A 17,866-nucleotide genomic window follows, 5' to 3' on the forward strand; every position below is an offset into this window, starting at 1 on the left:
TCGCCCTGAGCATGGTCCTGGCCGGCTGCACCTCCTTCGCCGGCTCCTCGAGCGAGGAGGCCGCCGCCACCGCCACGGCGACCGAGGCTCCCGAGCCGGAGGCCGCGCCGATCGAGTGGTCGGACTGCAACACCCAGATCCAGACGCTGGTCGCCGGCCGGCCCGGCGGTGACCGGAACCTGTCGTTCGAGTGCGGCCGCACCGAGGTGCCGATCAGCTACGACGAGCCGGAGGGCGCGACGCTGCCGCTGTTCCTGGTGCGCGTGGTCAGCGGCACCCAGACCGACCGCATCGGCTCGCTGGTCGTCAACCCGGGCGGGCCGGGGGCATCGGGTGCCGACGCGGCGATCGGCCTGGCCCTCACGCTGCCCGAGGAGGTCGTGAGCCGGTTCGACATCGTCGGCTTCGACCCGCGCGGCGTGGGCCTGTCCACTCCCGTCGAGTGCATCCCCGACGAGCGGCACGAGCAGATGGTCGCCGCCGATCCGCGCCCGGTGAGCGAGGAGGACCTGGACGCGACGTTCGCCTTCGCGCAGGAGATCGCCGACGGGTGCGCCGAGGAGTACGGCGATGCCCTGGGCACGTTCAACACCGTCGACACCGCCCGCGACATGGACCGGCTGCGTGAGGCGCTCGGCGACGAGCAGCTGACCTACCTGGGCTACTCCTACGGCACCACGCTGGGCTCCACCTACGCCGAGCTGTTCCCCGACAAGGTGCGCGCCATGGTGCTGGACGCCGCCGTCGACCCGGGCACCGACCTGCGCGCGAACGCCGAGGAGCGGGCGGCCGGGCTGGAGGCGGGCTTCGACGCCTTCGCGGCGAACTGCGTGGGGCTGCTGGCGGGCTGCCCGCTCGGGCCGGAGCCCCGCCAGTTCCTCGAGCAGCTGCTCGGCCAGGCCGACGCGACACCGATCCCCAGCACCGAGCCGGGCGAGACCCGGCAGGCCACCCCGGGCGTGGTGATGACGGCGGTCCGGGCGGGCCTGACCGGCACCGAGTCCTGGCCGCAGCTCGCGCAGGCGCTGGCGGCGGCGCAGGCCGGCGACGCCAAGGGGTGTTCTCCTGGCCGACGGCTACTCCGGGCGACTGGAGGACGGCACCTACTCCAACCTCTTCGACGCGAACATCGCGATCAACTGCGCCGACCGCGACGAGCAGTTCGAGGCCGGCGAGGTCCGCGACCTGGCGGCGCAGTGGAACGAGCAGTACCCGCTGTTCGGCGCGGGCTCGGCAGCCGGGCTCTACACCTGCTCGGTCTGGGAGGCGGAGCGGACACCGCTGCCCGAGCGGGACGCGGAGGGCAGCGCGCCGATCCTCGTCATCGGCACCTCCGGTGACCCGGTGACCCCGCTGCCGGGCGCGGTCGACCTGGCCGAGGACCTCGAGTCCGCCGTCCTCCTGACCTGGCAGGGGCAGGGGCACACGGCCTATCCCAAGACCGACTGCGTGACCGCGGCGGTCAACGCGTACCTGGTCGACCTCACCGTGCCGATGGACGGGCTCACCTGCCCTGCGTGACACTCTGCGCTGGTCCACGGTGAGGGAGATCGGTTGATGGCCAGCAGCAAGGACGCCGTCGTCCTGGACGTCGACGGGCTCGAGGTGCGGGTCTCCAACCCGGAGAAGCCCTACTTCGGGGAGAAGGGCATCCGGAAGATCGACGTCGTGGAGTACTTCGTCGCCGTCGGCGAGGGCATCCTGTTCGCGCTCGAGGACCGGCCGACGACGCTGGAGCGCTGGCCCGGGGCGTGTTCGAGGGCGCCCGGATCTCGACGCGCGTGGACAACACCGGCGACGCGTTCTACCAGAAGCGGGTGCCCAAGAACGCCCCGCCGTGGGTGCCGACGGCGCACATCACCTTCCCCAGCGGCCGGACGGCGGACGAGATCGCGCCCGACTCGGTGGCCGTCGTCGCGTGGTGCGCGAACCTCGGCACGCTGACCTTCCACCCGTGGCCGGTGGACAAGAGCGACGTCGAGTCGCCGAACCAGATCCGCATCGACCTCGACCCGCAGCCGGGCACCGACTTCTCCGACGCCGTGTGGGTCGCCCCGCACGTGCGCGAGCTGCTGCACGAGTTCGGCATGGAGGGCTGGCCGAAGACCTCGGGCGGGCGCGGGGTGCACATCTACGTGCCGATCCAGCCGCGGTGGACCTTCACCGAGGTGCGGCACGCGGTGATCGCCTTCGGCCGCGAGCTGGAGCGGCGCCTGCCCGACCGCGTGACCATGTCGTGGTGGAAGGAGGAGCGCGGCGAGAAGATCTTCATCGACTACAACCAGATGGCCCGGGACCGCACGATCGCCTCGGCGTACTCCATCCGGCCCAAGCCGCACGCGCCCGTCTCGGCGCCGGTCGACTGGGACGAGCTGCCCGACGTCACGCCGTTCGACTTCGACGTCCTGACGATGCCCGACCGCTTCCGGCAGGTCGGCGACAAGCACGCCGGCCTGGCCGGCCACGCCTTCGGCATCGAGCCGCTGCTCGAGCTCTTCGAGAAGCAGGTGACAGACGCCGGCCTGGGCGACCTGCCCTATCCCCCGACTACCCGAAGATGCCGGGCGAGCCGATGCGGGTGCAGCCCAGCCGCGCTAAGAAGCCCGCCGACGGAGACGAGTAACCCCTCCGCGGTCACGAGGTCGGTCTCGGCCCGCCCCGAAGCCCCCTATGCCCGCCGTTCGTCGACCGGGCCTGGTCGACAGGCGGAGGCGATGGCAGATCGCGTCCAGCGCCCACCGTGTTCCGCGCGACGCCCTCGACGTCTGAGAAGCGATCAGGCCAGAGTCGTGGACGTGAGCGCCGGCGCGGCTTGACGGGCAGGACCTGTACGGCAGATCGTATGCACTATGACGACAAGCACCGGCGCTTTCGAGACGTGGCAGGCACGCATCAGCCACGATCTGGCCGCTCAGTTGCGTCGCGACGCCGAGATCCTTGGCCTCGACGGGCGCACCGAAATCGTCAAGGCAGCACTCGAGTTGCTCCATCGCCGCGCAGCCGAGGAGCGCATGGCGCGTAGCGCGGATGACTTCTACGGCGACGAAGAACCGCCCCTCCCGATCGGGGTCCGCCCGACTTCGAGACGCCCTCGGACAGATGCCTCGTCCTGAGCCCTTCCGCGGTGAGGTCTGGGACGTCGAGTTCGAGGACTTCGGCGAGCATCCAGCGATCGTCTTGAGCATCAACCCGATGAACGTGCGACTGGGCCACGTCGCGGTGATCCCCGTGACCGGCACGAACGGCCCGGAGCAGACCCACGTGGCCTTGAGCGTCGACGCTGGGCTCACGCGGTACGACGAGTCCTACGCAGACGTCACCGGCCTGCAGCCCGTGGCGCGCGAGCGCCTCCTGAAACAACGCGGGCTGTTGACCACTCAGGAACTGGATCGACTCGGTCGACAGCTCAAGGTCTACCTCGGCCTGTGATCATCCAGCGGCGCGCACCCAGGGGTCGGGTCCGGACCTCCGCGCGGCGACACGTCGGCCGCCGCTGACGTCGATGCCCGTGGGGTACCAGACCCCGACCATCGAGGATCGCGCCGTCGAGGTGCAGTGCGCCTCACCGACATCGGGCACGACCGGGCTCACCCGGTCGCCGACCTCATCGTCGCTGGCAGCGCGGAACTCGCCGGCTTGATCGTCCTGCACCATGACAACGACTTCGACGTCATCGCCGAGATCACCGGCCAGCCGATCGAGCGCCTGGTCCTGACCTGACGCGCGCTGCTCGACGATTACCGCGCAGCGGGTGGATGCGCGCTCCGAGCCGATGCGCCGCCACCTGGCCGGCCTGGGTAGGACCGTCGTGGCCCGGCCAACGCCCCTACCCTCGGGCGCATGTCACCGGTGTCGCGTGGTCGCAGGGGCAGGAAAGCGAAACGCAGCAAGGCGAACGTATCCGCCAGACCGGGTGCCGAGCGCCGGGGTTGGGCGGTTCACCGGGTGGTGGGAACCAGGCGGCGTGGACGGTCATGGAGTCGCTCGCAGGCCCACGGCAGCCACCGGGGTGGTTCCAACCGTCGATCACGGGTGTACTCGACCGCGCGAGGGTCGTCCTGGCGGCGCGGGGCCCGCGCCAGCTCGAAGAGGCGACGGCGGAACTGCTGGGCGCTGAGCTGTACCGGGTCATCCGTGACGAGGATCGAGGACTGTGGTTCGACTGGTGGTTCGAGCAACTCGTCGACGCTGCGTTAGCTCGGATCCGAGCCGAGGGGTCCCGGAACGACGCATGGCAGGCGCCGTGGTGGCTGCTGCATGGCCTGGCCTCGATCGGCTCACCCGCGCTGTCCGCGGCGGCCCAGACCGCGCTGGGACGTGCCACGAAGGAGCTGCGCAGAGACGCCTACCAGTCGCAGCCGGAGTGGCTGCGCCTGCTGCCGCGGATCAGCGCCACCGGTGAGATGTGGCAGTTGCGTGATGTCTACGGCGCCCGGCTCGCGGTGATCGCCGGGTTCAGCTATCCCGGAGGCACCGACCGATCGGTGTTCCTGTTCGACATCGACGCGTGCGGGCTGGTCCGTCTCGTGCACGCAGGCGTCTTCGACAACGTGGATGAGGCGGCCGCCGCGTGGCGTTCCCTGGTAGGCGACGCGGCCGACCGTTCCAGCCCCGCCCCGATTGAGACCGGCGAGCAGTTGGCCTGTTTGGTCCACTACGAGGCGGGCGAAGAGTTGGTCGAGGGAACCGAACCACGAGATGTGACAGACAACTGGTTCCGGGCGTCCCGCCGGACCCACGACCTCGCGCAGGCGCTGCGGAAGCGTGGGATGGCGCTTCCCGAGTCGAGGTCGCTGTACCACGACATCGACACCGAGCCGATGGTCGAGGCGTTCGTCGCGTGGCATCGCACGACGCACGGAACCGAACCCGATCCCGAGGCAGTCGACGCCGTGGCGGCAGAGTGGCTCGAGGGCGCCCTGCCGGGCACCCAGCACGCTGCCTCGCCCCACCGCGCGCAGTATCAGCTCACCCTGATCAGCGATTGGCAGCCTGAGCACCCCGTCACCGTCGCGGTGAAGACGCTGCTGCCGACGTGGGTGAGATGGAACGGTGAACAGGCAGGTCTACCGGTGCACTTCCTCGAACGGGCGGTCGCTGCCGCCGCCGGAAATCCCGGGCCGATATCGGAACGGTGCGGCGTCGACCCGGAATGACGATGAACGCTTGAGCGAATCGGTGCCGTTGCGCTTCCCGAGAAGGTGCTCGAGCACGTTCGAGACCCCGCTGCAGCCGGGAAATATGCGTGGAAGGCCGCCCGGTTCGCTACGGCGAGGATTCCCGTGGGCAACGCTTGCCGGCCGACGTCCTCCGGCAACCGTCCTGACCGGCCACCAACGACAGCGGGTGATCTGCGTGGCCGCCGAGGCGCGGCCCGGCTTCCTCGAAGACATCCTGACGGCGGGCTCCGTCGCCGAGCCGGCGCGGCGGGTCAGGCCTTGCGCCGGGGTGCGGGACGCACGACGAGGACGGGGCACGGCGCATAGTGCTGGACCCGCTGGGCGGTGCTGCCGAGCAGGAACGTGTCGCTGAGCCCGCGTCCACCGGCGGCCACCACGACAAGCCCGGCGTCGGACTGCTCCGCTGCCTCGATGATCTCGGCGGCGGGAGAGCCGCTCCGGACCTGCTTGTCCACCGGCGGACCCCAGTCGTCGAAGACGGCCGCCACCGCGTCGACGGCACGCTGCGCCGCCTGCCGGAAGCTGCCCGTCCACTCGCCGTCGGGCCGCTGCTCGGCCTCGGAGATCTCGTCGGCGAACGCGACCGAGGCCAGCGGCCGGATCACCGCCACCACCGAGATCCCGGTGATCTTCCGGGGGTCGGCGAAGGACGTCAGGTGGCGCGCCGCGGCAAGCGACTGCGCCGACCCGTCGGTCGCGACGACGACATGCATCTCAGACCTCCGTCCGGGCGGCGGTCTCCGGGTCTCCGCGCTCGGCGCCCGGGGGTCGGTTCCGCGAGCCGACGGCGTACTCGATCAGGAACAGCACGACGCCGACGGCGATGAGCGCGGCACACCAGATCAGCGACGACGGGTCGTCGTAGATGGAGAACCCGAGGATGGCCAGGTTGCCGACGAGCCCGACGATCAGCAGGGGCGTGTTGGCGCGGAAGGTCCGTTCGTCCTCGTCGCGCCCCCGGAGCTTCAGGCACGCGACGATCACCAGGGCGTAGATGGCCAGGAGCAGGACGACGGTCACCAGTGCGAGCCGGTTGACCAGGTCGATGCCGCCGCCGGCCTCCAGCAGGACGGTCCCGGCGATCAGCAGACCCGCGACCACCGCCGCGCTGAAGAGCAGCCCCACCCACGGGCTGCGGCGGGTGGCGTGGATCGTGGCGAAGACGCCCGGCACGACGTCCTCCTTGGCCATGCCGTAGAGGATCCGCGGCTGGGTGACGATGGTGACCAGCGTCGTGTTCGTGATCGCGATCAGCGCGATGACCGAGAACAGCGTCGTCATGCCGTCGGTGGAGAACGGCAGGATGCCCTGCTTCACGACCTCGAGCAGGGCCGCGTCGGAGTTGGCGAGCTGGTCGACGGGCACGGTGAGGGCCGCGGCCATGGAGACCAGCACGTAGACCGTGCCGGCGACGACCATGCCGCCGACCAGGGACCGCGGGAAGGACCGGTGCGGGTCGACCGTCTCCTCCGCGACGTTGGCCGTGTTCTCGAAGCCGGTCATCGCGAAGAACGAGAAGGCGATGCCGGCGAGCACCGCCAGCGCCGGATTGCCGGAGACGCTGATGTCGGTGAGCACGCCGAAGTCGGCGTCCCCTGGGCGATGTACCAGATGCCGATGACCATCACGATGAGCAGGCCGGCGACCTCGACGAAGGTCATCAGCATGTTCATCACCACCGACTCGGTGATGCCGATGAAGTTGACGACCACCAGGGCGAGGAGGAAGACCAGCGACACCAGCAGCGCCGGCGGCCCTCCCAGAGCGTGGCGAAGTAGGAGGCGAACCCCGTCGCGAGAGAACCCGTCGCCGCGAAGCTGGCCGAGAGGAACGAGACGGTGACCAGGAAGGTCAGCGCGGTGCTGCCGAAGGCCTTCTTCACGTAGAGGGCGGCACCGGCTGCCTGCGGGTACTTGGTCACCAGCTCCGCGTAGGCCGCACCGGTGATCGCCGCGACGGTCACGCCGAGGGCGAAGGCGATCCAGAAGGCGCCGCCGACGGCGGCGGCGACCAGCCCGATCAGGACGTAGATGCCGGAGCCGAGGACGTCGCCGAGGGTGTAGAAGAACAGCTGCTTGCCGGTGATGGACCGCCGGAGCCCGCCGCTGTCCTCGTGGTCCACTGCGCTCACGCTGGTCTCCGCCACGAGGTTCTCGTTCCGGTGTCGAGGGCGTGCTGCCGACCCGGTCACCTTCCGCCATCCGTCCCGGACTCGCCATCCGGACCGTGGGCAGCCGATCCGTCGCTCATCCGGACGGGTGAGGCGGCGCGACGCAGCGGCTCCAGGGGCGGCCGCCACCGGTCGATCCGGTACGGGTGAGGGTCTCGTTCCTGGTCTACGGCGTGCTGTACGTCGTCCTCGAGGTGGTCGGGTACCAGCTCGACCAGATCGGGTGGGCCGAGATCTCGTCGCTGGACGTCGCCACCGCGCTGACCGATGCCTTCCTGGTGCTCGCCGTCGGCGCCGCGGCCCTCGTGGCCGGCGACCTCGGCCTCCGGCGCTGGGGCCGCTCGATGGCCGACTGGCGCCTGCGCCAGGCGGACGCGCACGGGGAGATCTGGGACGGGCCGATCACCGTGGACTCGTGGCGGCCGGCGCCACTGGCGGTCACCGCCGAGCGCGTCGAGGAACCGCTCCCGCGCAGGGGTACACCGGCAACCCCTATTCGTTCGCCGGGCACCGCTTCCCGAAGGACCCCGGCACCCTGCTCTAGCCGGTCAGAAGACGGCGAGCAGCAGCAGGTGCGGCCGCAGCGCGTGGGCGGAGAGCGCGTCGGCGCCCGCCAGGTCCGCGAGCTCCTTCGCCGACGCCACCGCCTCGCTCAGCTGCTCGGCCAGCACGACCTCGAGGTCTGCGTCGTGCAGGTCGTCCAGGTCCACCAGCGGATAGGGGCGGGCACTGCTGGCTGGGCGAAGGCGGTCTCCATGACGGCATCTCCTGGCTCGGTCGGCGGCCGGGTCCTCCCGGTCACCGACGACTCTCCGGTGCCGGCCGCAGGCGCTCGACGAGAAAGCCGCAGGAAATGCGCAAGACCCGCGGCCGACGACGATGCTTCGATCAGGCGAGGTCGACGAGGCGAGCCACGGGGCTCCCGACGGGAGGTTTCACGGTGCTGCGCGCGTTCGGTCTGGCCGGCACCTCCGTCCGCCTGGAGCCCCTGGCCATGGGCCACGCGCCCGGTCTGGCGGCGGCCGCCGCCGAGGACCGCAGCAGCTACGCCTTCACCGCCGTCCCCGACGGGCCGGGCCAGGCGGAAGAGTACGTGCGCGCCGCGCTGGCCGAGCAGGCCGGCGGGCGGGTGCTCCCGTTCGCCGTCGTCCGCACCCGGGACGACGCCGTCGTCGGCTCCACCCGCTTCCTCGACCTGGACGTCGTCGGGTATCCAGGTGTCGTCGTCCCGGACGATGACCGGCCGCCGAACGTCGGGGAGATCGGCAGCACCTGGTACGCGGCATCCGTCCAGCGGACGGCGGTGAACACCAAGGTCAAGCTGCTGCTCCTGGGGCACGCGTTCGACGTCTGGCAGGTGCTGCGCGTCACGCTGAAGACCGACGCCCGCAACCAGCGCTCCCGCACCGCCATCGAGCGACTCGGCGGACGCTTCGAGGGGATCCGGCGGGCGCACACGACCGCCACCGACGGCACCGTCCGCGACAGCGCCTACTACTCCATCGTGCGCACGGAGTGGCCGGGCGTGCGCGGCGGCCTCCTCCGCCGCCTGGAGCACTGGGCCGGATGACCGCGGGGAACCCCAGGTCACGAAACCGCCCGCCACCTGGTCCGATCGCGCGCTGTACGACTAGGGTTGTCGCATCGGGAAGGCCCTGCGCTATGGCAGGACCCCGATGCACCACCACAGCTAGGAGCGAGCAATGCCCGAAGGAACAGTGAAGTGGTTCAACGCTGAGAAGGGGTTCGGTTTCGCGACCCCCGACGGTGGCGGACCGGACGTCTTCGTCCACTACTCGGCCATCCAGTCCAGCGGGTACCGCTCGCTCGATGAAGGCCAGCGGATCGCGTTCGACATCGAGCAGGGCCAGAAGGGCCCGCAGGCTGCGAACGTCACGCCGCTCTGATCACCTGATCAGCACAGCGCCCCCGCCCGGTCTCCGGGCGGGGGCGCTGTCGTTCGCGGGCTGTCTCAGCGAGCCCGGGGCACGTAGCCGCCGATCAGCGCCGACATCAGCAGGGCCCCGTCGTGCTCGCCGACGGCGGCCGCCGCGTCGGCGAAGGCCTGCCAGCGCGCCCGCTCGACGTCGGTCGGCGCGTGCGCGGCCCGGGCGGCCAGTTGCTCGGTGAGCCGCTCCCACTCGCTCTGCGGCGTCGGCCACAGGCCGGTGAGCCGCCGGGCCTCGGCCGAGATGCCGGTGATCCGGACGATGTCCCCCGCGTGGTTGGTCAGCGGCTCGACGTACCCCGCGTCCGCCAGCGCCTTCGCCGCCGCGACGACCTCCGCCTTGGGCAGGCCGCTGGCCGGGACCACCGCACCCAGCAGGTACGGCGAGCTGCCGTGGTCGGAGCTGTCGACGAGACGGGCGATGGCGCGCAGCACCGGCAGGTCGCGGGTGAACCAGGCGTCGGGGAGCAGGTCGCCCGGCGCGGTGGGATCAGGGAGGTCACTCCCCAGTCTCCGCTATCGGTCACGAGCGGCCGTCAGGTCGGGGCGCACCGCCAGGATCACGCCGAGCATCGTGTAGCCGAGGAACAGGTGGCCGGCCGAGACGTAGGTGGTCGCCTCCTCGCTGACCAGCGCCATGGCCGGGAACATCACCAGCGCCCACGTCTCGGCGATCGCCGGCCAGATGCGTGCGGCCCCTCGCCAGCGGCCCGCGATGGCGATGCGGATGCCGAGCGCTGCCATGCCGAGCATCGACAGCGGCCAGAACAGGTCCAGCGCCACGAAGAACGCGTTCTCCGACAGGTCCGGCGCCAGCAGCCACTGCAGCGACGACGCGATGGCCAGCCCGAGCAGGACATGCTCGGCGTGCAGGAACCCGCGGGCCAGCCGGCCGGTTCCGGTCGCCCGGGTCCGCAGCTGGACGGCGACCAGCGCGACGAGCCCCAGCTGGAACAGCAGCGAGCTGAGCTTGTAGACCCAGGAGTAGTCGTCGGTGACCGGGTCGAGGTCGTAGACCAGCGTGCCGACTGCCCATGCCGCCGCCCCGGTGACCATGGCCACTCCTCCGAGGCGGACGGCGCGCAGCGGCTGCGGCGCCGGGCGGAGCGTGGGGACCGGCGGGGCGTCGGTGCGGGCGGGCGTCGGGCTGGCATTCAGGGTCATCGTTCCTCCGGGAGGCGCGGCGCGGTGCCCCGTGGCACCGCCGGCGCCCACCGTCGCGGCGCGGCGTCCCGGGCGGCCAGGGCCGGCGCGGACGACCTCGCCCAGGCGGTGTCCCGGGGTCGACGGGACACCGGACCCCTGTCGGACGGGACGCCGCGCCCGGCATGATCCGCGCGTGGAGGTGCAGGAACAGCCCGTCGCGGCTCGGTCGGCCGCCGCGGCGCAGCCCGCCGTCCTCGCCCTCCGACCGACCGGACCCGCCCGGATCGGTCCCGTCGTCGGCTGGCTGTCGATGGCGGTCACGCTCGCCGCCGTCGCCGGCAGCGTCGCGCTCGACCTGGCGACGCCGGAGTCGGCCCGGCGCGCCGCCGAATCCGGCCCCGGCTGGGAGATCGGGCTGCCCGGGCTGCTGCTGGCGCTGCCCGGTGCCCTGCTCCTGAACCGGGCGCCGCGCAACGCCGTCTCGTGGGTCGTCGCGGGCAGCGGTCTGTTCTGGGCGGTCGACGGCCTCGCGTCGTCCTGGCTGACCTACGCCGTGCAGAGCGACCCGCCGCTGGCGGGGCGTCCGCCGCGTTCTGGTTCGTCTCCCGCTTCGGGGCCTGGCTGCTCCTCGGCCTGCCGCTCCTGCTGCTGCTCTACCCCGACGGGCGGCTGCCGACGGGCCGGTGGCGGACGGTGTCCCTCGCGAGCCTGGCCTGCACCGCGGCACTGCCGGTCCTGCTCCTGTTCGCCCCTCCGACATCGCCGACCGGCGGTCGGAGAACCCGGTCCCTGCGGTCTACCGGTCGCTCGACCTCGACCCCACCAGCCTGCCGCTGCCCGAGGGCCTTCTCCTGCCGCTGCTGCACCTGGCCTATCCGCTCGGGGCGCTCGGGATCCTCGGTCCGCTGGCCGTCGTGGTCCACCGCCTCCGCCGCGCCACCGGCGACGACCGGCGCCGGATGCGGTGGCTGCTCTGGGCCGCGGTGGTCGATGCGCTGGTGATGGTCGCCGCCCTGTTCTTCCCCAGCACCACCGTGAGCATCGACCTGGCCGTCGCGATCGGGCTCACCGGCCTGGCCGTCACCCTCGGCATCCTGCGACCGCGGGCCGTCGACATCGACCGGCTGCTGGGCGGCACCCTCGTCTACGGCGGCCTGGCGGTCGGCGTCGTCGTCCTCGACCTCGCCGTCCTGGCCGCGGCCGGTGCGCTGCTGGGCGAGGGGTTCGGCGAGCAGAACGCCGTCCCGCTGGCCCTGCTCCTGGTCGCCGGCGTCTACGGACCGCTGCGGGCACCGCTGTGGCGGTTCGTCCGCCGCTGGGTGCTGGGCGAGCGCGAGGACCCCTACCGCGTGGTCTCCGGGCTGGCCGAGCGGCTGGAACGGTCCGACGACGCCGACGAGCAGCTCGTGGCCGTCGCCGCGGCCGTCGCCGAGGCCTTCCGCTCCCCTACGTGGGCGTCGAGGTCGACTCGGTGGGTGGCCGGCAGCTGGTCGCCGAGCACGGCCGGCGGCCGTCCGCCGTCTAGACCCTGCCCATCGCCTACCGCGGTACCGAGGTCGGCCGGCTGCTGCTCCCCGGAGACGGCGTCCGCGCGCAGCTGGTAAGCCGCGACGAGCGACTGCTGGCCGACGTGGTGCGGCAGGCCGCCGCCGCGGCGCACGCCAGCTCCCTCGCCGCCGAGCTGCAGCACAGCCGCGGGCAGCTGGTCACCGCCCGCGAGGAGGAGCGGCGTCGGCTGCGCCGGGACCTGCACGACGGGCTCGGGCCCAGCCTGGGCGCCGTCGTGCTGCGGATCGACACGGCCCGCAACCTCGCCGGCGCCGGCCGGGCCGAGGACGCCGACCGCGTGCTGCGGCAGGCCCGGGACGACGTGGCCGCCGCGCTGGCCGACGTCCGGCGGCTGGTGCACGACCTGCGCCCGCCGGCCCTGGACGACCTCGGCCTGGCCGCCGCGGTGCGCCAGCAGGCCGAGCGGCTGCTCGCGCCGGGCACGGTCGTCACGGTCGACGCCGGGCCAGGTGCCGACGACCTGCCGGCCGCGGTGGAGGTGGCCGCGTACCGGATCGCGTCCGAGGCGCTGACCAACGTCGCCCGGCACGCGCGGGCGACCACCTGCCGGATCGAGCTGGCCCGCGACCGGGACGGGTCGCTGGTGGTGACGGTGACCGACGACGGCGCCGGCATCGCCCCGGACGCACCCGCCGGGGTCGGCTTGGTGTCGCTGCGGGAGCGGGCCGCGGAGCTCGGTGGCCGCTGCTCGGTGACCTGCCCGCCGGACGGCGGCACGGTGGTGCGGGCGGTGCTGCCCGTCGACGGAGGAGGAAGCGGTGAGCGGACAGGGGCGTGAGCATCGCAGCGAGGAACGAGCGAGGAGCGGAGCGCCACGCGGGAGCGAGGACCATCGTGGCTGAGCCCGTGCCGGGGAACGAGCCGCTGCGCATCGTGGTCGCCGACGACCACCCGGTCTACCGCGACGGCCTGGCGATGCTGCTCGGCTCGGTGCCCGGGCTGGTCGTCGTGGGAACCGCCGCCGACGGGGAGGCCGCCGTCGCCGTGGCGCTCGAGGAGCAGCCCGACGTCGTCGTCATGGACGTCCAGATGCCGGGCATCGACGGCATCGAGGCTACCCGGCGGGTCACCTCGACGTCGCCGTCCATCGGGGTGGTCGTGCTGACCATGAGCGAGGACGACGGCACCGTGTTCGCCGCCGTCCGCGCCGGCGCCCGCGGCTACCTGCTCAAGGGCGCCGACCAGGAGGAGGTGGTCCGCGCGATCACCACCGTCGCCAACGGCGGCGCGGTGTTCGGTGCGGCGCTGGCCCGGCGGATCGCCGAGTTCTTCGCCGCCGGACCGACCGGCCCCGAGGCCGCGTTCCCCAGCTGACCGCCCGCGAGCGGGAGGTGCTCGACCTGGTGGCCGCCGGCCGGTCCAACGCGCAGATCGCCGCCGCCCTCTACGTGTCACCGAAGACCGTGCGCAACAACGTCTCCAACGTGCTGGCGAAGCTGCAGGTCACCGACCGGGCGCAGGCCATCGTCCGGGCGCGGGAAGCGGGTCTGGGGCGCTGACCCGCGGGAATCATGATCCGGCCGGAGCCGTTCCTGGTGGCATGACAACCTCCTCCCCGACCCCCAAGGTGCAGAAGACCGACGAGGAGTGGCGGGCGCAGCTGTCCCCGAGGAGTACGCGGTGCTCCGCCAGGCCGGCACCGAGCGGCCCTGGAGCGGCGAGTACGTCGACACCAAGGCGGTCGGCGTCTACGAGTGCCGCGCGTGCGGGGCCGAGCTGTTCCGCTCCGAGACCAAGTTCGACTCGCACTGCGGCTGGCCGTCGTTCTACGAGGCCTCCGCCGAGGACAACGTGGTGCTCCGCGAGGACCGCAGCCACGGGATGCTCCGCACCGAGGTGCTCTGCGGCACCTGCCACAGCCATCTCGGGCACCTCTTCGACGACGCCCCGCAGACGCCCACCGGCGACCGCTACTGCATCAACTCGGTGAGCATCCGGCTCTCACCGGCCCAGAGCTGATCGACGCCCAGGGCTGATCGGTCAGAAGGGCGGTGGGTCGTCGTCGGCCGTCGGTTGTCGTTCGGCGGCGACCCGCAGCACGGTGCTGCCCGGCGCGGTCTGCATGCCGGGTGGTCGGCTGACGCGGGTGACACCGCTGGGTGTGGTGACCGTCAGGACGCCCTCGGGCGTCATCGCGTAGCACCAGCCTCGCGCGTGCGTCTTCAGCCGGTGGTGCCGGCGGCACAGGCAGCACAGATTGGTGCAGTCGGTGTCGCCGCCGTCGGCGTGCGCGACGACGTGGTCGAGGTCGGCCCAGCCGGCACGGTTGCCGCAGCCGGGATGCCGGCAGGTGCGATCCCGGATGCGCGCGAAGCGCCGCTGTGCGGGGCTCGGCTGGTACCGGTCCACGGACGGCGGAGGCCCCAGCCCCTGTCCGCAGCGGACTGCGGCCTCCAGCTCGCGGCGGGTGACGGCGGCGAGCAGCCGCCCGTCGGCGTCGACGACCGAGAGGGACAGCGTGCCGTCGGTCGGCGCCTGCAGGCCGCCCGGACACAGCGCATCGAGCCGCTCCAGCAGGTCGCGGGCCAGCGCAGCGGTCACCGGCTCGCCGTCGACCAGCACCGGCGCCCTGCCCGCCCCCGGTGCCCCTGCCGCGGCGGACTCCAGCGTGTCGAGCGACGCGACCACCTCGACGTGCGCGCTCACCGCAGGCCGGTCCTCCCAGGGACAGGTCATCCGGTCGTGCAGCGCCATGCTGCGCAGCTGACCGATCGCGCGCTCGTCGCCTGCCTTCTTCAGCGCGCGGGCCTGCGCGTCCGCCGCCGACCGCACGGCGGCCGCCTCCGGGTAGGGCATCGTGGCCCGTACCTCGCCCATGCCGTCCCCGAGGCCGCGCACCGTGACGTCGGCAGCGCGTTCGGCTCGCTTCCGCCGGCGGTCGGCGGCTGCCGGGTCGGCCGCGATCAGCTCGCCGCGCACCAGGGCGCGCAGCCGGTGGATCGACAGTCCGGCTGCCTGCGGCAGCACCGCCGCCTCGACCGCGGCCAGCACGTCGTCCGGTGACTCGCGGCCGGGCCAGCCAAGCTCGAGGGCGATCGCCCGGGCCCGCGGCCAGTCCAGCACCCCGTCCGCCAGCGCGGCCCACGTCGCCGGCAGCCGGCGCAGCAGCGTCGTCGACACCTCCCACGACTGCGTCGCCGCCGTCCGCGAGCAGGTGAGGATCAGCGCCAGCTCGTCGGGGAAGAACTCCGACACGTCCTCGTCGAGCGGCTGCGCAGCCCACTCCCCGGATGCCGCTCCGGCCTCTCCCTGTTGACGGTCGCCGCCGGCGGGCCGGTGGGCGGCGAGACCGACCACCAGTTCGGCCCTGTACGCGGCGAGCGCGGCCTCCGCCTCCACCACCCGCTGCAGGTGTACCGCCTTCTGCTCCGGGGTCATCAGCCCGACCGGCAGCAGGTCACCGAGACGGGACGGCCGCGACACCACCCCGGCCGGCAGCACGTCGTCGCGCACCGCAGGGCGCAGCTCGGCCACCGTCACGCCGACGCCGAACGAACCCGGGGGAACATGCCCCGAAGCTACGGGAGGGGTACGACAGTTTTCGGCCGCTGAGCTGGGCTTCTCCGGGCCCGGCGCGTCACGCCAGGTCGGTGACGATCTCCGCGACCGACTTCCGCACGCCGCTGTAGAACGGCACCTCCTCGCGCACGTGCCGCCGGGCGCGGCTGGCCCGCAGGTCGCGCATCAGGTCGACGATGCGGTGCATCTCGTCGGCCTCGAAGGCGAGCATCCACTCGTAGTCGCCGAGTGCGAAGGCGGCGACGGTGTTGGCGCGCACGTCGGGGTAGGGCCGGGCCTGCATCCCGTGCTCCTTGAGCATGTCGCGCCGCTCCTCGTCGGGCAGCAGGTACCACTCGTAGGACCGCACGAACGGGTAGACGCAGACGTAGCGGCGGGGCTCCTCGTCGGCGAGGAAGGCCGGGATGTGGCTGCGGTTGAACTCCGCGGGCCGGTGCAGCGCCATCTGCGACCACACCGGCTCGAGGTGCCGGCCGACCACGGTGCGCCGCAGTCGCGTGTAGGCCTCCTGCAGCGCCTCCGGCGTCGAGGCGTGCCACCACACCATGAGGTCGGCGTCCGCGCGGAAACCGGCGACGTCGTAGGTCCCCCGGGTGACGACGTCCTTGCCCGCGAGCTCGTCGAGCAGCGCGCCGAGCTCGTCGGCCGCCGCGGACCGCTGGTCGTCGCCGAGCGGGCGGGCCAGCCGGAACACCGACCACATCGTGTAGCGGATGGCGGCGTTGAGCTCGTTCGCCCGCTTGCCGATGCTGCGCTCGTCCGCCGGCTGCCCGGTTCCCTGCTCGCTCATGGCGTCATTGTCCCCCGCGGCGCCGCTGCCTCGGTGGCGCGGGGTCGGGCCCGGTCGCGCCGCACCTGAGCGCTGCGCGCGGCGCGGCAGTCGGCGCAGGCGGCCATCGACACCTGGTGGCGCAGACAGCGGACGGGCCGCGGCGGAGCCACGAGCTGCGCGGGGCGGAACTCGGCCGGGTCAGGTTGGGTCGGGTGGAGCTGGGTCGGGTGGAACTGGGTCGGGTTGTGCTGGGTGCTCACGGATCGTTCAACACCGACCGGGCCCCGCGGATGCCCCGGACCCGTGGTGGGCTGGCCCACCCCGGGTCCGGGGTTCCACCGGCTGTGCTCACCCCGGGCAGGGGCGGCTGAGCCACGCGTCGACGTCGATCTCGACCGTGCGCCCGATGAGGAAGCGGGGCGCGCGGATGCCCACGGCCACCCGGTCCAGGGCGGCGCTCCCCGGACCCGGACCCAACCGTCCGGGCCGGCCTCCACGATGCCCGTGACGGCGACGGGCGCCGAGATCCCCGCACGTGCAGCACCCCGTCGGCCGTCCACCGACCGTCCTCGCCCGACCAGAACCGGTCCGCCGACCAGGTCATCGTCGGCCGGCGGTCGATGTCGAGGAACCGGGGTTTGCGCAGGTCGGCGTCCCGCTTGGCGATGCCCGTGTCCAGGCTGTCCAGATCCAGTTCGGCCCGCACGCGCACCGGCCGACCGTCGTCGTCCACCTCGAGCTCACCCCAGCTGCACGCCACCGAGCCGTGCGCCGGGCGGCCGAGGTTGCCGACGGCGAAGGTGACCCTGGTCCGTGAGTCGGAGACACGCCAGGTGCCGGCTGCGAGAACGGGGCGGCCACCTCGGCGGTCACGACCGCACCTCCGCCGGGACGTCGGCCCGCAGGACGCGGCCGAGCTCGATCCGGTCCGCACCCGGCAGCAGGGCCGGGTCCTCCCCGGGCAGCAGCGGGGTGCGGGCGATGCGGTCCCGCACCTCGGCGTGCGTCTCGAGACCGGTCGCCAGCCCCACGACCAGGATCCGGTCGTCCGCCGAGCGGAACACGAGCACGCCGACGAGACCCTCGACGTCCTGGATCGCGGGGTGGATCCGCTCGCGTCCGCCGCGCTCGGCGGCCCGTGCGACGGCTGCATCGCCGGCTCCGTTGACCCAGGTCAGCTGGGCGAACAGCGGGGTGCGCCCGGCGGCGAGGCCGTCCACCCGGTCGCTCAGGAGGTACGAGCGGGTGCCGTCCGGAACGGGGACCCCGTCCGGCCACAGCGCGACGACGGTGCCGCCGTCGCCGTCGCCGGGCTCGACGACGATCGATCCTGCCGGGTCCCCGGCGCTCGCGAGCACGGCGGCGACGGGATCAGGGGCCACGGGATCGGTGCCGGCGTCCGCCGGTCGCCGGTAGGGGTGAACGGTGGCGTGCACGGGGTCCTCCTTCGTTCGGGGACCGGCGGCTCCGGCCCCGGCGCGGAGAACGATCCAGCGGCGGGACGGCTGGGACATCCGTGGAAACACGGGGCCGACCTACTGACCTTCGGTACCGAAACGCGG

The 17,866-nt window shown here is 72.9% G+C and carries 26 protein-coding genes and 1 pseudogene; 15 read left to right on the top strand and 12 right to left on the bottom strand.

Annotated features, from left to right (window positions below; all coding sequences use genetic code 11):
- Positions 1–11 precede the first annotated feature (11 nt).
- The 8 genes and pseudogenes from U6N30_RS17905 to U6N30_RS17940 form a co-directional block, all read left to right on the top strand.
- Positions 12–779: pseudogene (locus U6N30_RS17905) on the top strand (alpha/beta fold hydrolase); the annotation flags it as partial.
- A gap of 436 nt (positions 780–1,215) precedes the next feature.
- The gene (locus U6N30_RS17910; RefSeq protein ID WP_324278362.1) at positions 1,216–1,521 is read left to right on the top strand and encodes an alpha/beta hydrolase; all 306 of its coding nucleotides are present in this window, start codon (positions 1,216–1,218) and stop codon (positions 1,519–1,521) included.
- A gap of 36 nt (positions 1,522–1,557) precedes the next feature.
- Positions 1,558–1,944 carry a hypothetical protein gene (locus U6N30_RS17915; protein ID WP_324273317.1) on the top strand — a complete coding sequence of 129 codons (387 nt, stop codon included), beginning with the start codon at positions 1,558–1,560 and terminating at the stop codon, positions 1,942–1,944.
- Complete coding sequence (locus U6N30_RS17920; protein WP_324278363.1) at positions 1,842–2,816, top strand: DNA polymerase domain-containing protein; 975 nt, start codon at positions 1,842–1,844, stop codon at positions 2,814–2,816. The genes U6N30_RS17915 and U6N30_RS17920 overlap by 103 nt, the downstream gene beginning before the upstream one ends.
- A gap of 33 nt (positions 2,817–2,849) precedes the next feature.
- A complete protein-coding gene (locus tag U6N30_RS17925) occupies positions 2,850–3,113 on the top strand; it encodes a hypothetical protein (RefSeq protein ID WP_324273318.1) in 264 nt (87 codons plus the stop codon).
- A complete protein-coding gene (locus U6N30_RS17930) occupies positions 3,100–3,429 on the top strand; it encodes a type II toxin-antitoxin system PemK/MazF family toxin (RefSeq protein WP_324273319.1) in 330 nt (109 codons plus the stop codon). The genes U6N30_RS17925 and U6N30_RS17930 overlap by 14 nt, the downstream gene beginning before the upstream one ends.
- Positions 3,430–3,555: 126 nt before the next feature.
- Entirely contained in the window at positions 3,556–3,720 is a 165-nt protein-coding gene (locus U6N30_RS17935; RefSeq protein ID WP_324273320.1) for a PIN domain-containing protein, read from the top strand.
- A 254-nt stretch (positions 3,721–3,974) separates the two neighbouring features.
- Positions 3,975–5,156, top strand: coding sequence for a hypothetical protein (locus U6N30_RS17940; protein WP_324273321.1), 1,182 nt, complete (start codon positions 3,975–3,977; stop codon positions 5,154–5,156).
- Positions 5,157–5,431: 275 nt separating this feature from the next.
- Here U6N30_RS17940 and U6N30_RS17945 read toward each other — a convergent pair whose 3' ends face one another.
- The 6 genes from U6N30_RS17945 to U6N30_RS17970 form a co-directional block, all read right to left on the bottom strand.
- Positions 5,432–5,893, bottom strand: coding sequence for a universal stress protein (locus U6N30_RS17945; RefSeq protein WP_324273322.1), 462 nt, complete (start codon positions 5,891–5,893; stop codon positions 5,432–5,434).
- A gap of 1 nt (position 5,894) precedes the next feature.
- Positions 5,895–6,758 (bottom strand): APC family permease, encoded by an 864-nt coding sequence (locus tag U6N30_RS17950; protein ID WP_324273323.1) that lies wholly within the window; start codon positions 6,756–6,758, stop codon positions 5,895–5,897.
- Positions 6,680–6,892: a hypothetical protein gene (locus U6N30_RS17955; protein WP_324273324.1), complete on the bottom strand. Its 213-nt coding sequence runs from the start codon at positions 6,890–6,892 to the stop codon at positions 6,680–6,682. Before U6N30_RS17955 ends, U6N30_RS17950 begins: the two co-directional genes overlap by 79 nt.
- Positions 6,853–7,326, bottom strand: a complete 474-nt coding sequence (locus U6N30_RS17960) for an amino acid permease (RefSeq protein ID WP_324273325.1) — start codon at positions 7,324–7,326, stop codon at positions 6,853–6,855. Before U6N30_RS17960 ends, U6N30_RS17955 begins: the two co-directional genes overlap by 40 nt.
- A 190-nt stretch (positions 7,327–7,516) precedes the next feature.
- A complete protein-coding gene (locus U6N30_RS17965) occupies positions 7,517–7,792 on the bottom strand; it encodes a hypothetical protein (RefSeq protein ID WP_324273326.1) in 276 nt (91 codons plus the stop codon).
- A gap of 106 nt (positions 7,793–7,898) precedes the next feature.
- Complete coding sequence (locus U6N30_RS17970; protein ID WP_324273327.1) at positions 7,899–8,060, bottom strand: hypothetical protein; 162 nt, start codon at positions 8,058–8,060, stop codon at positions 7,899–7,901.
- 230 nt (positions 8,061–8,290) lie between these two features.
- Here U6N30_RS17970 and U6N30_RS17975 point away from each other — a divergent pair, with 230 nt between their 5' ends.
- A complete protein-coding gene (locus U6N30_RS17975; protein ID WP_324273328.1) occupies positions 8,291–8,920 on the top strand; it encodes a GNAT family N-acetyltransferase in 630 nt (209 codons plus the stop codon).
- Positions 8,921–9,053: 133 nt separating this feature from the next.
- Positions 9,054–9,257: a cold-shock protein gene (locus U6N30_RS17980; protein ID WP_014377016.1), complete on the top strand. Its 204-nt coding sequence runs from the start codon at positions 9,054–9,056 to the stop codon at positions 9,255–9,257.
- 65 nt (positions 9,258–9,322) lie between these two features.
- On the opposite strand, the gene U6N30_RS17985 is transcribed toward U6N30_RS17980, so the two are convergent.
- Both U6N30_RS17985 and U6N30_RS17990 read right to left on the bottom strand, forming a co-directional pair.
- On the bottom strand, positions 9,323–9,733 hold the full coding sequence (locus tag U6N30_RS17985) for a hypothetical protein (protein ID WP_324273329.1): 411 nt from the start codon (positions 9,731–9,733) through the stop codon (positions 9,323–9,325).
- Positions 9,734–9,814: 81 nt separating this feature from the next.
- Positions 9,815–10,462, bottom strand: coding sequence for a hypothetical protein (locus tag U6N30_RS17990; RefSeq protein WP_324273330.1), 648 nt, complete (start codon positions 10,460–10,462; stop codon positions 9,815–9,817).
- A gap of 665 nt (positions 10,463–11,127) precedes the next feature.
- On the opposite strand from U6N30_RS17990, the gene U6N30_RS17995 reads away from it, so the two are divergent.
- The 5 genes from U6N30_RS17995 to msrB all read left to right on the top strand — a co-directional run bounded on the left by U6N30_RS17995 (position 11,128) and on the right by msrB (position 13,972).
- The gene (locus U6N30_RS17995; protein ID WP_324273331.1) at positions 11,128–12,048 is read left to right on the top strand and encodes a hypothetical protein; all 921 of its coding nucleotides are present in this window, start codon (positions 11,128–11,130) and stop codon (positions 12,046–12,048) included.
- Positions 12,049–12,074: 26 nt separating this feature from the next.
- On the top strand, positions 12,075–12,791 hold the full coding sequence (locus U6N30_RS18000) for a sensor histidine kinase (RefSeq protein WP_324273332.1): 717 nt from the start codon (positions 12,075–12,077) through the stop codon (positions 12,789–12,791).
- Between the two features lie 56 nt (positions 12,792–12,847).
- On the top strand, positions 12,848–13,327 hold the full coding sequence (locus tag U6N30_RS18005; RefSeq protein WP_324273333.1) for a response regulator: 480 nt from the start codon (positions 12,848–12,850) through the stop codon (positions 13,325–13,327).
- A 17-nt stretch (positions 13,328–13,344) separates the two neighbouring features.
- Entirely contained in the window at positions 13,345–13,512 is a 168-nt protein-coding gene (locus U6N30_RS18010; RefSeq protein WP_324273334.1) for a LuxR C-terminal-related transcriptional regulator, read from the top strand.
- A 121-nt stretch (positions 13,513–13,633) separates the two neighbouring features.
- Complete coding sequence (msrB, locus tag U6N30_RS18015; RefSeq protein WP_324273335.1) at positions 13,634–13,972, top strand: peptide-methionine (R)-S-oxide reductase MsrB; 339 nt, start codon at positions 13,634–13,636, stop codon at positions 13,970–13,972.
- A 21-nt stretch (positions 13,973–13,993) separates the two neighbouring features.
- Here the strand turns inward: msrB and U6N30_RS18020 are convergent, their stop codons facing one another.
- The 4 genes from U6N30_RS18020 to U6N30_RS18035 form a co-directional block, all read right to left on the bottom strand.
- Entirely contained in the window at positions 13,994–15,493 is a 1,500-nt protein-coding gene (locus tag U6N30_RS18020) for an HNH endonuclease signature motif containing protein (RefSeq protein ID WP_324273336.1), read from the bottom strand.
- A 97-nt stretch (positions 15,494–15,590) separates the two neighbouring features.
- The gene (hemQ, locus tag U6N30_RS18025) at positions 15,591–16,322 is read right to left on the bottom strand and encodes a hydrogen peroxide-dependent heme synthase (RefSeq protein WP_324273337.1); all 732 of its coding nucleotides are present in this window, start codon (positions 16,320–16,322) and stop codon (positions 15,591–15,593) included.
- A 238-nt stretch (positions 16,323–16,560) separates the two neighbouring features.
- The gene (locus U6N30_RS18030) at positions 16,561–17,238 is read right to left on the bottom strand and encodes a YceI family protein (RefSeq protein ID WP_324273338.1); all 678 of its coding nucleotides are present in this window, start codon (positions 17,236–17,238) and stop codon (positions 16,561–16,563) included.
- Positions 17,174–17,740, bottom strand: a complete 567-nt coding sequence (locus tag U6N30_RS18035; RefSeq protein ID WP_324273339.1) for a hypothetical protein — start codon at positions 17,738–17,740, stop codon at positions 17,174–17,176. Before U6N30_RS18035 ends, U6N30_RS18030 begins: the two co-directional genes overlap by 65 nt.
- Positions 17,741–17,866 lie beyond the last annotated feature (126 nt).

It is taken from the genome of Blastococcus brunescens, from assembly GCF_035320885.1.
Taxonomy (GTDB): domain Bacteria; phylum Actinomycetota; class Actinomycetes; order Mycobacteriales; family Geodermatophilaceae; genus Blastococcus_B; species Blastococcus_B brunescens.

Excerpts from the sequence above, each read along its gene's own strand:
- U6N30_RS17915 (WP_324273317.1), top strand. The coding sequence starts at position 1,558 with ATGGCCAGCAGCAAGGACGCCGTCGTCCTGGACGTCGACGGGCTCGAG.
- U6N30_RS17925 (WP_324273318.1), top strand. The coding sequence starts at position 2,850 with ATGACGACAAGCACCGGCGCTTTCGAGACGTGGCAGGCACGCATCAGC.
- U6N30_RS17930 (WP_324273319.1), top strand. The coding sequence starts at position 3,100 with ATGCCTCGTCCTGAGCCCTTCCGCGGTGAGGTCTGGGACGTCGAGTTC.
- U6N30_RS17940 (WP_324273321.1), top strand. The coding sequence starts at position 3,975 with ATGGAGTCGCTCGCAGGCCCACGGCAGCCACCGGGGTGGTTCCAACCG.
- U6N30_RS17945 (WP_324273322.1), bottom strand. The coding sequence starts at position 5,893 with ATGCATGTCGTCGTCGCGACCGACGGGTCGGCGCAGTCGCTTGCCGCG.
- U6N30_RS17980 (WP_014377016.1), top strand. The coding sequence starts at position 9,054 with ATGCCCGAAGGAACAGTGAAGTGGTTCAACGCTGAGAAGGGGTTCGGT.
- U6N30_RS17990 (WP_324273330.1), bottom strand. The coding sequence starts at position 10,462 with ATGACCCTGAATGCCAGCCCGACGCCCGCCCGCACCGACGCCCCGCCG.
- hemQ (WP_324273337.1), bottom strand. The coding sequence starts at position 16,322 with ATGAGCGAGCAGGGAACCGGGCAGCCGGCGGACGAGCGCAGCATCGGC.